This window comes from Thermovirga sp., from assembly GCF_017656375.1.
Classification (GTDB): Bacteria; Synergistota; Synergistia; order Synergistales; family Thermovirgaceae; genus Thermovirga.
In genome coordinates this window covers 1-13,769 of record NZ_JACDOB010000015.1, presented here as the reverse complement: position 1 = coordinate 13,769, position 13,769 = coordinate 1, and the positions used below count along the sequence as shown (strand labels likewise).

At 47.0% G+C, this 13,769-nt stretch carries 14 protein-coding genes and 1 other annotated feature (1 of these 15 running past the window's edge); of the genes, 2 read left to right on the top strand and 12 right to left on the bottom strand.

Annotated features, from left to right (window positions below; genetic code table 11):
* Positions 1-94, bottom strand: a binding site (T-box leader); it reaches 134 nt to the left of the window's first position.
* Between the two features lie 227 nt (positions 95-321).
* Entirely contained in the window at positions 322-810 is a 489-nt protein-coding gene (gene greA, locus H0Z23_RS05865) for a transcription elongation factor GreA (protein ID WP_296868179.1), read from the top strand.
* Between the two features lie 29 nt (positions 811-839).
* Here greA and H0Z23_RS05860 read toward each other — a convergent pair whose 3' ends face one another.
* The 10 genes from H0Z23_RS05860 to H0Z23_RS05815 all read right to left on the bottom strand — a co-directional run bounded on the left by H0Z23_RS05860 (position 840) and on the right by H0Z23_RS05815 (position 11,211).
* Positions 840-1,796 carry a D-alanine--D-alanine ligase gene (locus tag H0Z23_RS05860; RefSeq protein ID WP_296868177.1) on the bottom strand — a complete coding sequence of 319 codons (957 nt, stop codon included), beginning with the start codon at positions 1,794-1,796 and terminating at the stop codon, positions 840-842.
* Positions 1,793-3,463 (bottom strand): hypothetical protein, encoded by a 1,671-nt coding sequence (locus tag H0Z23_RS05855; RefSeq protein ID WP_296868175.1) that lies wholly within the window; start codon positions 3,461-3,463, stop codon positions 1,793-1,795. Before H0Z23_RS05855 ends, H0Z23_RS05860 begins: the two co-directional genes overlap by 4 nt.
* Positions 3,448-3,981: an LPS export ABC transporter periplasmic protein LptC gene (gene lptC, locus H0Z23_RS05850; RefSeq protein ID WP_296868173.1), complete on the bottom strand. Its 534-nt coding sequence runs from the start codon at positions 3,979-3,981 to the stop codon at positions 3,448-3,450. The genes H0Z23_RS05855 and lptC overlap by 16 nt, the downstream gene beginning before the upstream one ends.
* A gap of 21 nt (positions 3,982-4,002) precedes the next feature.
* The gene (locus H0Z23_RS05845; protein WP_296868172.1) at positions 4,003-4,434 is read right to left on the bottom strand and encodes a hypothetical protein; all 432 of its coding nucleotides are present in this window, start codon (positions 4,432-4,434) and stop codon (positions 4,003-4,005) included.
* Positions 4,418-5,455 carry a hypothetical protein gene (locus H0Z23_RS05840; RefSeq protein ID WP_296868169.1) on the bottom strand — a complete coding sequence of 346 codons (1,038 nt, stop codon included), beginning with the start codon at positions 5,453-5,455 and terminating at the stop codon, positions 4,418-4,420. Before H0Z23_RS05840 ends, H0Z23_RS05845 begins: the two co-directional genes overlap by 17 nt.
* Before the next feature lie 13 nt (positions 5,456-5,468).
* Positions 5,469-7,070: a CTP synthase gene (locus H0Z23_RS05835; RefSeq protein WP_296868167.1), complete on the bottom strand. Its 1,602-nt coding sequence runs from the start codon at positions 7,068-7,070 to the stop codon at positions 5,469-5,471.
* 115 nt (positions 7,071-7,185) lie between these two features.
* Entirely contained in the window at positions 7,186-8,607 is a 1,422-nt protein-coding gene (locus tag H0Z23_RS05830) for a LysM peptidoglycan-binding domain-containing protein (protein WP_296868165.1), read from the bottom strand.
* 38 nt (positions 8,608-8,645) lie between these two features.
* Entirely contained in the window at positions 8,646-10,094 is a 1,449-nt protein-coding gene (gene rho / locus H0Z23_RS05825) for a transcription termination factor Rho (protein WP_296868162.1), read from the bottom strand.
* On the bottom strand, positions 10,084-10,740 hold the full coding sequence (gene fsa, locus H0Z23_RS05820) for a fructose-6-phosphate aldolase (protein ID WP_296868161.1): 657 nt from the start codon (positions 10,738-10,740) through the stop codon (positions 10,084-10,086). The genes rho and fsa overlap by 11 nt, the downstream gene beginning before the upstream one ends.
* Before the next feature lie 45 nt (positions 10,741-10,785).
* On the bottom strand, positions 10,786-11,211 hold the full coding sequence (locus H0Z23_RS05815) for a hypothetical protein (RefSeq protein ID WP_296868159.1): 426 nt from the start codon (positions 11,209-11,211) through the stop codon (positions 10,786-10,788).
* A 201-nt stretch (positions 11,212-11,412) separates the two neighbouring features.
* On the opposite strand from H0Z23_RS05815, the gene H0Z23_RS05810 reads away from it, so the two are divergent.
* Complete coding sequence (locus H0Z23_RS05810) at positions 11,413-11,904, top strand: ECF transporter S component (RefSeq protein WP_296868157.1); 492 nt, start codon at positions 11,413-11,415, stop codon at positions 11,902-11,904.
* Here H0Z23_RS05810 and H0Z23_RS05805 read toward each other — a convergent pair.
* Both H0Z23_RS05805 and pfkA read right to left on the bottom strand, forming a co-directional pair.
* Entirely contained in the window at positions 11,891-12,769 is an 879-nt protein-coding gene (locus H0Z23_RS05805; protein ID WP_296868155.1) for a DUF4392 domain-containing protein, read from the bottom strand. The genes H0Z23_RS05810 and H0Z23_RS05805 overlap by 14 nt on opposite strands.
* Entirely contained in the window at positions 12,766-13,725 is a 960-nt protein-coding gene (pfkA, locus tag H0Z23_RS05800; RefSeq protein ID WP_296868221.1) for a 6-phosphofructokinase, read from the bottom strand. The genes H0Z23_RS05805 and pfkA overlap by 4 nt, the downstream gene beginning before the upstream one ends.
* Positions 13,726-13,769 lie beyond the last annotated feature (44 nt).

The following is a 13,769-nucleotide window of genomic DNA, read 5'->3' as shown; positions in this document are numbered from 1 at the left end:
GTTTTCCCTGCCTGGTACGGAAGGAATCTCTCAGCTATTGATTCCCCTCTCTGGCCGCCCTTTTGCAAGTACTCTTCCCCTTCATCGCCTTTGCCATATAAATTTTTATTTTAAGTGAATTTATACTCGCACCTTTTGTAACTGTCAAGCCCAGTATAAAATATTTTTGTAGATGTGCCTAAATTTCGTTCCGACTACTTAGATAAAATAAGGTATCAATACTACTTTCCGCAACAGTTAAAAGTTTTCTTGCTGTTTGTACAATTGTCTGCTAAAATACCTGCACCAAGTGGGATTAGCCTCTTGAGAGGAGTTGGTTATATGTCGGAACAAACTCTAGCCGATTACATAATTCTAACCAGAGAAGGCTACGAAAAGCTAAAGGCGGAGCTCATCAAACTTAGAAGTGAGGGACGGCAAGAAATATCCAGGATGCTTGAGGAAGCCCGAAGTTTTGGCGACCTCAGTGAAAATGCGGAATATCACGCAGCCAAAGATGCCCAGGCAAAGCTTGAAAGTAGAATTCAATGGCTGGAATATCAATTGGGCAAGGCAAAGGTTGTGGACGAAACCGACATAGACACAAGCAAAGTAAGCCTAGGAACAACCGTAACTCTCATGGACCTTGATACCTCAAAGGAATTAACGTACACCATCGTAGGCTCAGAAGAAGCCGACCCCAAAGGGGGCAAAATATCTGTAGCGAGCCCTGTAGGGCAGGCAATAATAGGCAAGGCTCCTGGCGAACAAGTGGAAGTGAGAGTACCTAAAGGAATCCGCAAGCTTTTAATCAAAGACATAAAAATTTAAATCAAGGGGGCAGGATCCTGCCCCCTTGATTATTTACCCAAAGACTTTATAACTATTTTTGAGACTAACTCTGGAAAAGACCATCCAAAGGCCAAAGCAGCCTTAGGGACCAAGCTGGTGGAGGTCATACCTGGGGCTGTGTTTACCTCCAAAACATAAGGGGTTCCTTCTTGAGAGAGCCTAATATCGACCCTACTATAGACACAACACCCAAGAGCCCTATGAGCTCCTGCAGCGACCTCTTTGATTCGGACTTCAATTTCCTTTGGAAGATGCGCCGGACACTTGTACCTCGTGACGCCAGGAGTGTACTTTGCCCTATAATCGTAAAACCCTTTTTCAGGAATAATCTCTATAACTGGAAAGGCCATAACTTCTTCTTTGTCTTCCCAAATTGCAACAGTTATTTCCCTACCTGGAATGTATTTCTCAATTAATACGTCCTTATCATAGGTGGAAGCATCTCTGATCGCAGACAGCGCACTTTTTATGTCTTGGACTATGTTAACCCCAACTGTGCTTCCACACCCTGAAGGTTTTACAACCATAATTCCCCAAAGGGCCAAAAGCCTTTTTAGCTCTTCCTCAAAGCCACTACAGAGATCAGCAGCATTAATGCTAATATAAGGGGCCGTTGGAATACCGCACCTTTCAAAAATGGCCTTGCTAACTTTTTTGTCCATCGCCAGGGCACAACTTCTATGTCCCGAACCTGTATATTTTTTACCTAAGAGGTCCAAAGCCCCCTGAAGCCTACCGTCCTCACCCCAACCACCGTGAAGGGCTATAAAAAAAACATCGCTTTGAGAAGCCTGTACCTTGGATAAAGCGTCCAAAGCAGATGAAACTAAAAGGGGCTCAACATCCACCCCTAGTTTTTCAAAGGCTTCTACTACAGCACTGCCACTAGCCAGGGATACTTCTCTTTCCGGGCTATCTCCTCCGTAGACAACCCCAACTTTAATATCTTTTAACGCATCCATCATTTATCAAACTCCTGAATAGTCCTGGTGTTGAAAAAGAAGGGGTTGCTGGGAAACGCATCTAACACGAACACAAAGCCGGCCCAGTCATCGTTCTCGTTGGTTAGGTCATCCCTATATTCCACGTCAAACCTGTAGCAACAGTGATTGGAATAACCAAGACGATAATACATCTCTTCCAGGTCCTCCGTTCTTAGATTATATCCACCTCTCACAGTCGCAGTCCAGGCTTCACTTAACGGGAAAGAGACCTTCTGGTAGAACGACTCTGAATCGGAATAATCGTCCCACGACATAGGAGAATCTCCCCATACCCAGCGCCTTACCCAGGTGCTTGAAAAATTAACCTTGCCAACACTCCATGACAATCCACCTTTAACGTACGTTGTATCCTGAGAGTCTCCTGCTCCACTGTAATCGTAGTGCCACTGGCTCACATACCAGTAAGGCCTTACGTCTCCTATAGTTGTGGAACCCGAAAGAGCCGCTCCGAAGGCTATCCTCTTTATTGAGACTTCATTGCTTCCGTCGTACGCCAATGTCTCATAGTCTCCCCACCGGCCATATAAGGCCAACTTGCTTTTTATGCCCTCAAGCTCGTAATAGGGAGTCCGAAGTTCAAATTCTGGCTTTCTCCAAAGGACACCTTTAAAAGTATCCCCCAGCGCTTTTTCCACTGTCACGTTCTCTGCCTGGGACCACAAGAGCTTTGCATACCAATTTCCATCGTCATATATTGCTCCCCACTTGGGCCGGAAACGTTTTTCATCCCTATCAGAGTCCCAGCTGTAATCTTCCTCCGCAAAAAACTTCAAATTGTCATTAAAAGCCCAATTCGCCTGAAGGGTTCCCTCAAAATCCTTCTTTGACCAGTAGTAAGCTTTCCATCTGCCTGATACTTCTCCTGCTTCATACGTGGTACCTATAGAAATCCCAACTCCCTTGTCAGAGTCATAAGCAAGCGTGGGCATTAAGGGAGAGGCCTCCTCTTTTTCGGTAAGGGGTACTATGTAATCAAAGGGATAAGTAAAAAGAAAGTGTTCCTTCAAAAATACTCTAGGTTTTGTAACTATTGCCCTATAACCTGGGAACACTACCAATTTTTTGGTCTTTAAGCTGTAGTGGGGAACAGGCTCAGGACAAGTGGTCAGACTCGTATTTTCCCACTTGTACACCCTTTCACTCTTTATCTTCGAAGGCGAAGGAGACTTTTTAACCCACCCGGAACTTTTCAGGGATTGAGTTTTTATGGTACTCACCTTTCCGCCTCTGGCATATGCAAAACCATTTTCGGCAGGATAACTGGCATACGCTTCACTGATTGAACCTTCCCCGCTGGCAAGATCAAGTTCTAACCTTTGGCCTTCCATCCTCTGAGCTCCCTGCAAAAGGACTATTGGGGCGTCCTTAGTGCCTAATGCCTCAATTTTGTTGAGCTTGACATGGTAGGTGGCTTTTATCGCCCACACTCGAATATCTGCATATTTCATCTTAACGTGGCCTTCAGCATAAGCCGTGTCAGTTGCTTGTTCATATACCACCTTATCTCCCTCAAGGATCACGTTACCACCAGATGTGGCTTCCCCTACGCCAATGCAAGGAAATAAAAGCATAAGGGAGGCAAAGGCAACAATCAGACAACTTGACAGCTTCATCATTGTGTTTCCCATCTTGCATATGCTCCATCTTCCAAAGTTATTTTCCCACTCATGTCCACCACACCCCGTGCTCCTTTCGCCAAGAAATCCTCACCCTGAATGGTTAACCCTTCAGGGAAAAGCCATCGCTTTCCCTTTTGATCCCACAGTGCGTGCCTTCCACTCCATTTGAAAGCAGGAGTAAACTTTTCAGCATGACCTTTCACTTCCCACAGCTCAGCTAAATTCCCATCATCGGTAACAGTACCCCGTGGAGCATCCATAAACCACAGAGGCCCTTCTTTTGTAGCAGATTTCACCTTTATTACCTCAAGGTTGGTCTTATTTCCAAACCTTTCGGCCCGCTCAGCTTGCAGGGTCCAAAAATCTCCTGAAATTTCCCTTTGGACCTCTATATTTTCCAGGGTTACATCAGGAGTCTCTTCCTTTCCCCGCTCACTAGGTACGAGCTTCAAGTCCCTGTAAAGCATGACGACCCACAGGGCAACAAGTACTATTAAGATAAGTGGCAAGGCTTTCTTCCAATTCATATCAATCTAGCTAATTATCTCTTAAAGCTTATAATCTATAATGGCTGATACACCAACCTTCTGAACCCTTCTGAAACGCTCCAGCGGGTTTTTAGAATCTATCGGTATCAGTACCTTTATCCTTATCCTGTCCTGAAATGTCACCTCAAGCTGAGCCACAGCCTGGGTCTTTGCGACAGCATCCTTAGGTCCTGATACCTGTGCAGCACCTATAGCAACACCGCTTCCCACTGAAACAATAGGTACGACCTTGGTCTCCTCCTCTACCCCTACTCCTTTATTGAACGTTATAGTGTTTATGAAATCATTTAGCTGGTCTCCCAGAGCACTGACGATCAGTCCTCCGCCAACAACCCCGATAAGGTCACCCAAATCTACAGCTGCCGCAGCTCCTGCGATTAGGGTAAGGAATAGGCCGCAAGTGGCTATTATCTTTTTAATCTTCCTGCTCATCTACATCTCCCCCTTCAGAGAGCGATCCTTCTTCATCTGTGGCATTTTCGTCGGTTCCAGGCAGACCCTCGGCTTCTTTTATCATACCCTCAAGACCTGGGGGGACTGGCCAGGCATGGACTGTCATAGCTTGCGACGTCTCAATGTACACAGCAGTACCTGCAGGAATTTCCTTTGCGTTCCCTTTGACAAAAAAGCCTCCGGCAAGCCCTACTGGCCCTAATGCAATCAGCCCAACAACGCTTGTCCCAGCAGCTATTGCCATCGTTTTATCTTTTTTGTTTGACGCTATGGCCTCATCTCCCATAAATACAGGAATGACCTCTGGCCCTAGTGGAACCAAATGCTTGAACGCAAAATTTATTTCCGAAGGCCTACCGAAGCTCCTGGGAGGCTTGACGCTGTCTATCTCCGCAAGTACCATGCTCCCCACTGGCGCGACCAAGCTCCCATCCACTATTAAATCCTGTGCCAAGGTTAGTTCTACCTGGTCGCCTTTTTTAGCCTCTGAAGGTCGTATGGTTTCAGTAAATGCAACCTTAAAAACATTGTTAGCAGGTAGTTCTACCTCAACCCACTTTACAGGTTCGGGGAAGAGCAAGGACAACATCCTTTCAAGCCTCATGGCAAGGGGCTTATCAACTTGCGGTTTCCCCTCCAGCAAGGTCTCCAAATCATCTATCCTAGAACTTGCAGGCTTCTTGGGGCTTATCTTGTGATTCACTGCCCACTCGGCAACTGAAAGCTTGAACAACATGGACGGATTCCCAAGGGTACCCTTTTCTATGAAATTCAAAAGCCCGCTCTGCCGTTCCGATATGCTTCCCGGAAGTTCCCTACCAAAAAGGTCCTTTTCAACCTTCCCAAGTCGCTCGATAAGGCCACCACTCAAAGCTTCCCCATATAGAGCGATCTCTATCTTTTCCTGTGCTTTCAAAGGCAGTGGTGCTTCTTCAGCTACTACAACCTGAGGAACCAACAATATAAGCGCTAAACACACAAGCGATAATACTTTTCTCATTATTTACCCCTCCTCATCTTCCCTCTGTCTTCGAAGCCGCCTCTATAAACCCTCTAAAAAGAGGATGAGGCCTTACAGGCCGCGATTTGAACTCGGGATGGAACTGAACTCCTATGAACCATGGATGCCCTTCAAGCTCTATTATCTCCACAAGGTCCCTGCCCGGGCAAATCCCAGCTATTTTCATCCCACTGGCCTCAAATCTGTCGCGATACTCGTTGTTGAACTCATAGCGATGCCTGTGCCTCTCGTAAATAAGTTGCTCCTCATAAGCTTCCTTCACCTTTGTGCCTTCCTTCAGTTCGCAAGGGTAAAGCCCAAGCCGCATGGTGCCGCCAAGGTTTACCACGTGCTTTTGCTCATCCATTAGGTGTATTATCGGATTAGGTGTTCCTGGATCAAATTCCATACTGTTCGCACCTGCTATATCACACACGTTTCTAGCAAACTCTATGGCAGCAATCTGCATACCCAAGCAAAGGCCAAAGTATGGAATGCCGTTTTCCCTGGCATACCGCGCAGCCTCAATTTTGCCTTCAACGCCCCTTGAGCCAAACCCTCCTGGAACTAAAACCCCCTGTACACCCCCCAAAACGTTTTCAGCACCATGTTTTTCTACGTCCTCTGCCTCCACGGGACGCAGTTTTACCCTCAGGTTGAGGGACGTAGCAGCATGAGTTAAAGCTTCCACTACACTAAGATAGGCATCCTTATGGCTGACATACTTGCCAACCATGGCTATCTCCACTTCTTTTTTGGGTTTTTTGTAAGACTCCACAAATGCCTTCCAGTCCTCAAGATACGGCTTTTCATTAGCAGAAAGTCCCAGGCGCTCAAGGATTATGGAATCGAACTTCTGTTCCTTTAGCTGCAGCGGTACAGCATAGATGGTAGGTGCATCTATCGCCTCAATGACATACTTCTGAGGAACGCTGCAGAAAAGGGCGATTTTTTCTTTTATCCCTCTCCCTAGCTTCATTTGGGACCTGCACACGATGACATCCGGCTGTATGCCTATTCTTCTAAGCTCATTGACACTATGCTGTGTAGGCTTGGTCTTTAGCTCTCCGGCCGCAGCTATGTAGGGCACCAACGTTACATGGCAGTAAAGCACGTTCTGTCGTCCAACCCTGTTAGCCATCTGGCGTATTGCCTCCAAAAAGGGAAGGCCTTCTATATCTCCTACTGTCCCACCTATCTCTGCTATCACCACATCCACGTCACCATCAATCTTAAGTATACTTTCTTGTATCTCATTGGTAACATGGGGAATTACCTGAACAGTAGCCCCTAAATATTTTCCGTTTCGCTCCTTTGAAATCACGGAAGAATATATTTTCCCCGTGGTTACCGTGTTCAAGGAACTAAGGGATTCGTCTATGAACCGCTCATAATGGCCCAAATCCAGGTCTGTCTCAGAACCATCATCTGTCACAAAAACCTCTCCATGCTGGAACGGGTTCATGGTACCAGCATCTACATTTATGTACGGGTCCATCTTGATAATAGAGACCTTATACCCCCTTCTTTTTAAAAGCACACCAAGCGAGGCTGCTGTAATACCTTTACCCAGGGATGAAACCACTCCACCTGTCACAAAAATGTATTTCGGCATGAAAACGCTCCTCCCAAAAACAGTTTTAACTTAATCAAAACTGGACCAGAACACTATCTGGCCCAGCGTATTTAACACCTTATTGCTAATGATGAAATAAAGCTAAGAGCCTTTTCTATCTTAACACCTTCATGGGATTTATGGGCTTGTTTCTATAACGAACTTCGAAATGCAAATGCGGTCCTGTAGCTCTTCCACTTGAGCCCACCTTGCCTATAGCCTGGCCGGACGAAACTCTCTGCCCCTTTCTCACCAGCAATCTGCTACAGTGAGCATACAGAGTAGAATAGCCTTTTCCGTGTTCTATAACCACTACCCGTCCATATCCGCCCATCCAACCGGCGTACACAACCCTTCCCGCCGCTGCCGCGCGAATGATTGTACCGTAAGGCCTTGCAATATCAATCCCTGTATGAAAATCTCTGCGTTTTGTTATAGGATGCCTTCGCCAACCAAAAGAGCTACTTATTCTACCCCTAAGAGGCCATCTGAACCCAACACTGGAACCAGATATGCTTCTTGCAGCCTTATACACAGAAACTACAGGTTTTGCACCAGGTATGAAGATCTCAACACCCTTAGCTATACTCGTTCCTTCCAAACCGTTGGCCTGCTGTATCAAAGCAACGGTAGTTCCATACTTGCTCGCAAGTTTCGCCAGTGTATCTCCACTTTTGACCTTGTAGAACACTCCATCCTGGTTCGGAATCCTAAGTGACATGCCCACTCTGAGGTAGTTGGGGTTTTTCATTTCGTTACACCCAAACAGGGTATTTATGTCCAAATTAAATTTGTTTGCTATGGACCAGAGGCTATCTCCTTCTTTCACCTTGTAAGTCGTAACTTCAACTTTTCTGGCCCTGCTCTCTAAATCTTTTTTCCTTCTGGCTCGGACTTCTTCTATGACAGCCTGGACATCTTCGGGATTCAAAGGTATTAAAAGCTCCTGGCCCTCCGAAAGCCGATCAGGGTTTTTCAACTCGTTAGCTTTGGCTATTAACTGAGGGGATATTGAATATTTTTTACCCAATTCATAAAGGGTATCCCCGGGATTCACATAATACTCTATCCACCTTTTCTCCTTTTCCTCCGCTAAAAGATCGCCTTTAGATGGTTTAACTTCTTCCAGAACTACTTCCTCCTGCGCAACCTTGCTTTCCTCGACCTCGCTAGATACGCCAGCTTTCTGGCTAATCTCTTTTACCTCTTCCAGCTCAATATCTTCATCAAAAATAGAAGGTGATGTTGGAAGAGGCCCTATCCCTTCTGCTGCCTTAACTGAAGAGTCGCCCCCTAAAGTGGCCAGATCATATCCCGCCGAAACGTCGCTGGAAACATCTATCACAATAAAGCCTTCTGAATTTATGCTCTCCTCGCCAGGCATTCCCTTGGCAAAAAGATCAAAACCTCCAATTTGGGCTTTCTGGGCAGCACAAATTGTAACTAATGCCGTTATCCCTAACATAATAGAGATCACCAGATAAAAACCCAGCCTACTGGACAACAAATCAACTTTGCGGGAATACTGGCTCTTCATGCTTCTCCTCCTCTCAAAAACAAACCCTATTCAGCTTATCAATTCACCTTTATTGTGGCAAGAAATTCTTCATTACTCGACGTAGCCTTAAGCTTGCTTATGATAAGATTCAATACTTCAGCCTCGTCCACGTTGGCGATTCTTCTCCTAAGCAGCCAAACCCTCTGCAGCTCGTCGGAATCCATCAAAAGCTCTTCTTTCCTTGTGCCCGAACGAGTAATGTCTATAGCGGGGAAGATGCGCTGCTCAGATAGTTTCCTGGAGAGATGCACCTCCATGTTGCCCGTTCCTTTAAACTCCTCATATATCACCTCATCCATCCTGCTACCCGTATCGATCAGCGCTGTACCTATTATAGTGAGGCTACCGCCTTCCTCTATGTTCCTTGCAGCACCGAAGAACCGCTTGGGGAAATACAAGGCCGCTGGATCCATACCGCCTGAAAGAGTCCTGCCAGAAGGGGGTTCTACCAAGTTTGATGCTCTGGCAAGGCGGGTTATGGAGTCCAAAAGCAATACAACATCTCTTCCAACCTCCACAAGGCGTTTGGCCTTTTCCAGAGTCAGATTTGCCACTCTCAGGTGCTCCTCTGCTGGGCGGTCAAAGGTGGAGGCCACAACTTCCCCGTCAACAGACCTTTCCATGTCTGTAACCTCTTCGGGCCTTTCATCTATTAAAAGCACCATCAGGATGGTGTCGGGGTGATTTTGCGTCACTGCATTTGCTATCTTTTTGAGAACTGTAGTCTTTCCAGCCTTTGGTGGAGAAACTATTAATGCACGCTGCCCTTTTCCTATAGGGGCGAAAAGATCTATCAATCTAGTAGTCAGCTCCTCTTTAGCTGTCTCCAAGTGAAGCCTTTCGTTGGGGAAAATCGGCGTGAGCTTTTCAAACTGGGGTCTCCTTCTAGCTGCCTCAGGGTCTGAGAAATTGACCACCTCAACTCTTAAGAGAGCTTCGTAATGTTCCTGTTCCTTTGGAGGGCGTATCAATCCCCACACCACGTCCCCGTTGCGCAGGCCGAACCTTCTGATCTGAGAGGCCGACATGTATATGTCATGATCACTTGGCAAAAGCCCCCTAGGCCTTAGGAAACCATATCCATCAGATAGAATCTCAAGTGTTCCCCCACCAAAGCGAAATCCCATTTCCTCTGACTGTTTGGCTAGTATTGCAATAATGAGGTCGTCCTTACGAAGAGAGGAAAAGCCGTGAACCTTCATCTTCTTGGCTAGCTTTCGAAGGTCGGTTATATTCTTGTTCTCCAGCTCGCTGTAGGTGTACTTGGGTTTAGGGACCTTTTTATATTCCCCGTTTGCCCCATTATTCCCATTACTGCTCTTGCTGCCACTGGAAGTGGCTGTAGGTGCGGTAGGGGATTCTTTTGTCTCTTGCACGCTACTTTCTTTTTCCAGTTTTTCCTTTGCTTCTACTTCGGTCGCAACATCCGGGGTACCATTTACATTTTTCTCTGCATTATCTTCCATTTCCCTTTACTGCTCCCTCCCAATCTGCCAAGAATCGCTCTATACCGCTGTCTGTAAGGGGATGTTTGAAACACTTTTCCAGCACCCCAAAGGGGACAGTAGCTATATCTGCCCCTGCCAACGCAGCATCCATAATGTGTTTTGGATGCCTTATGCTTGCGGCTATTATCTCCACTGGAATATCGTGGACATTAAAAATATGGGCAATATCACTAACAAGGCCTATGCCGTCTTCGCCTATATCATCAAGGCGCCCCACAAAGGGACTCACATATGCAGCCCCTGCCTGGGCTGCCAAAAGGGCCTGCTGGGGGGAAAATACAAGCGTCACGTTTACATCTATTCCCTCGGCGCTCAACGCACTGGTGGCAGCCATACCTTCCGGGGTCATGGGGATTTTGACCACAATGTTTGGATGTAAGGCCGCAAGGGCTCTGCCCTCCTCTATCATTCCTTTTCTATCAAGGGATATCACCTCTGCGCTTATAGGCCCATCCACAATGTCACAAATCTCAAGAATTGCCTCTTGCATGTCTCTGCCAGTTTTAGCTACTAAAGAAGGATTGGTAGTAACGCCACTTATCACTCCCCACCCATAAGCTGTGCGGATTTCCTCTATGTCCGCCGTGTCAATAAAAAACTTCATTATTATTTCTCCTTTCAAAACTTGTTTTTATTATTCAAGACAATTTTACCTGGTCACCACAAAAAATTTCTTGGAAAGAGATTTCCCCATGCTCTCTATCACAACTGCATAGTTACCGATTGGAAGAGGTGCACCATCATCCTTCATGAGATAAAAGGCACAGGAATTTTTTTCATCCAAAAGCTCTACCCTTTCTTCTGCAAGAATGCGTCCTTCATACAGCCACTTTATATCCACCGCCGTTTTAGGTTGAAACGATCTATAGCTAAAGAGCAAACAGACACTTCTCGTCCCCCATCGGAATTGGTCGCCGGCATTAACAGGATTGCTATTTTCATCGAGAGCTTCGCACAAAAATACTTCCCTTACCTCCGGAGGCTGGGTGAGATAAACATAACCACGCCACCTGCATAAGAGCACTGCGCAAAGAGCAACAAACAAGAAGGAAAGTAAGAGTAATATTCTCTTCATATGCATTATACCCTAGTAAACCCACTATTTGACAAGGGGCTAACGTTGAAAATCCATTTTTTTGCGTAATTTATATTTGAAACCGTTAGTGGTGTCATTCAATGATGCCAGCTTGGGCACTGTGCCATATATCACTGGCACTACAAAGAACTCTCTTTAAAGAATACACTTATTTTAGATAAAAACAAGGGGGTGATTACATTGAACACCACAATAACTTCAAAAAAGATAGCTCTCGGTGCGATGTTAGCCGGGGCAGTTACTTTGGCCACAATGCTCCATATCCCTATGCCCGGCCTAAGGGTGTATTTCAACCTTGGGGAAGGAGTTATATACACCGTAGCGCTGCTTTTGGGCCCAAGGTATGGAGCTATATGCGGGAGCATAGGAGCTTCTCTTGCCGACCTTATCCTTGGATATCCCCTTTGGGCTCCTATAACCTTCGTCATCAAGGGGCTGGAGGGCTTCCTGGTCGGTACCTTTGCAAAAAAGGGCAGGGTCCTCGCTATAGTGACAGGCGCCCTTGTAATGATAGCCGGCTACACAACCACGGCTGGGCTCCTGTACGGTTGGAAGGTAGCACCTGTTGAGCTCGGCACCGATGTCCTCCAGACAGGGACAGGAGCTATTTTCGCTTTATTCCTGACCCCCATGCTCGAAAAGCGCCTCTTTAAATACATTACGAACCAATAACTGTTTCAGGAGCTTTTCTCTTATCCTCCCATTCAGTGAAAAGCTCCTTTATTTCCCTTATTTTATCTTCATGTACCAATGCAGGGAAACCATCAACAGAAGATACAGCCTGGCATGTCTTTCCGTCCACTACACCCGCTTTTATCATGGCATCTATCATGGCCCTTTCTTCTTCAGGGGTATGCCCCAGCCACCTACCGCTTAGTGCAGAGAGGAGAGCCACCAGGGCATAGGCTCCCCAGTTTGACACATCTGAAGGAATGAGCACATCACAGCCAATTGCACAAAGGCACTTCCTAAAGGAAGGGACAACCTTTACCAGGTCCTGATATATGAGGCCCATCCCAACTTCATTGCCTCCGTCCCCAACAGCCAGAACTGGGATGCCCCTGCTTTGGGCAAGAATGGCTCCTTTGTCGAGGGGAGCAGTAAAGCCAGATATGTCTTCGCCCCTCATGTTGTAGTAGCACCCGTCTGAAGCCGCACCAAGCCTCTCGATATAAACCAAAAGGTCCTTATCTTCTTCAAAAAGCTCATCTGGAGTTTCTATAACTTGTGGGGCGCCAATCTGCAGAGTGCGGCAGCAGGCCTCTACTGCCGAGGAGTTGAGGGGATCAGTATAAATGGTTACTTTCTTGCCCAAAATGCTTAAAGCCCTCGCCAAGACACCTGCACCTGGAGGGCCATCGGTTTCGGGAGCTTCAGCAGTCGGAACATAAAAACCGGTTATGACAGCCACATTTTTGGCCGCCTGAAGAAGCCTTGCTCCGCAAAGCAAATCTTCTACCTTGCACATGCCCCGGGCAAGTCTTCCTGAGTTGTTAGAAGCTACAACATCAATTAGCCTTTCTGCTAGAATTTTCAAATGCTTAAAACCTCCACAAGTTCCATCAATTCCGGGTCTAAAAGCTTTTTCCTTTCCCACGACCAGCTCAGAGGCACATATTCCACTTTCCCACACCTGGAGACAGTCATTACGGCCTTTTGGCCTTCAAGGAGGGCATCCACCGCGCATTTGCCCATCTGGGAGGCAAGGATAACATCGACAGCACAAGGGCTTCCTCCCCGCTGTATGTGCCCCAAAACGGTAACGCGAGCTTCATATCCTCCCGTATCCTTGAGCTGAGCACGAAGCTCTTGAGCTGGCATTACGCCTTCTGCCAGAATTATGAGGGAGTGAGTCTTGCCCTTCTTTCGCGCTGCGTGGAGTTTATCGTTCAGCATTCCTATGCTAAAGGGGACTTCCGGCACCAAGACAGCCTCTGCCCCGCTTGCCACTCCCACTTCAAGAGCTATAAAGCCCGACCTTCTGCCCATGACTTCGACGATAAAGAGCCTGTCGTGGCTTGAGGCAGTGTCCCTTAAGCGTTTTACAGCTTCAAGGGCGGTCTCAACGGCAGTGCGAAACCCTATGGTCAAGTCGGTTTCTGCAATGTCGTTGTCGATGGTTCCAGGAATACCCACCACAGATATTCCCCGCTTTGCCAGTTCGGCCGCCCCTTTAAAGGAACCGTCCCCGCCTATGACCACAAGGCCTTCTATGCCCTCTTCTTTCAGAAATTCTGCGGCCTTGTCCTGCCAGAATGGGTCCATGAACCTGTCGCTTCGGGCAGTCTGGAGCATGGTGCCCCCCCTGTGGATTATGCCTCCTACGTCCCTTGCACTGAGCACCCGAAAATCCTTATCCAGCAGGCCCTCGTAACCCCGCATAAAGCCGTATACCAGAAGTCCTTCACCTATGGCGCTCCTGGCAACGGCCCGTATGGTGGCATTCATTCCGGGGGCATCGCCCCCGCTGGTCAAAACGGCAATTTTTTTCATGATAATTAATTTTGAAGCTCGTTTAGCCTTTCTTCTATCTTTTG

What these genes read in the sequence shown, in the direction of transcription:
- greA (WP_296868179.1), top strand. Translation starts at nt 322, where the DNA reads ATGTCGGAACAAACTCTAGCCGATTACATAATTCTAACCAGAGAAGGC.
- H0Z23_RS05860 (WP_296868177.1), bottom strand. Translation starts at nt 1,796, where the DNA reads ATGATGGATGCGTTAAAAGATATTAAAGTTGGGGTTGTCTACGGAGGA.
- H0Z23_RS05855 (WP_296868175.1), bottom strand. Translation starts at nt 3,463, where the DNA reads ATGGGAAACACAATGATGAAGCTGTCAAGTTGTCTGATTGTTGCCTTT.
- lptC (WP_296868173.1), bottom strand. Translation starts at nt 3,981, where the DNA reads ATGAATTGGAAGAAAGCCTTGCCACTTATCTTAATAGTACTTGTTGCC.
- H0Z23_RS05845 (WP_296868172.1), bottom strand. Translation starts at nt 4,434, where the DNA reads ATGAGCAGGAAGATTAAAAAGATAATAGCCACTTGCGGCCTATTCCTT.
- H0Z23_RS05840 (WP_296868169.1), bottom strand. Translation starts at nt 5,455, where the DNA reads ATGAGAAAAGTATTATCGCTTGTGTGTTTAGCGCTTATATTGTTGGTT.
- H0Z23_RS05835 (WP_296868167.1), bottom strand. Translation starts at nt 7,070, where the DNA reads ATGCCGAAATACATTTTTGTGACAGGTGGAGTGGTTTCATCCCTGGGT.
- H0Z23_RS05830 (WP_296868165.1), bottom strand. Translation starts at nt 8,607, where the DNA reads ATGAAGAGCCAGTATTCCCGCAAAGTTGATTTGTTGTCCAGTAGGCTG.
- rho (WP_296868162.1), bottom strand. Translation starts at nt 10,094, where the DNA reads ATGGAAGATAATGCAGAGAAAAATGTAAATGGTACCCCGGATGTTGCG.
- fsa (WP_296868161.1), bottom strand. Translation starts at nt 10,740, where the DNA reads ATGAAGTTTTTTATTGACACGGCGGACATAGAGGAAATCCGCACAGCT.
- H0Z23_RS05815 (WP_296868159.1), bottom strand. Translation starts at nt 11,211, where the DNA reads ATGAAGAGAATATTACTCTTACTTTCCTTCTTGTTTGTTGCTCTTTGC.
- pfkA (WP_296868221.1), bottom strand. Translation starts at nt 13,725, where the DNA reads ATGAAAAAAATTGCCGTTTTGACCAGCGGGGGCGATGCCCCCGGAATG.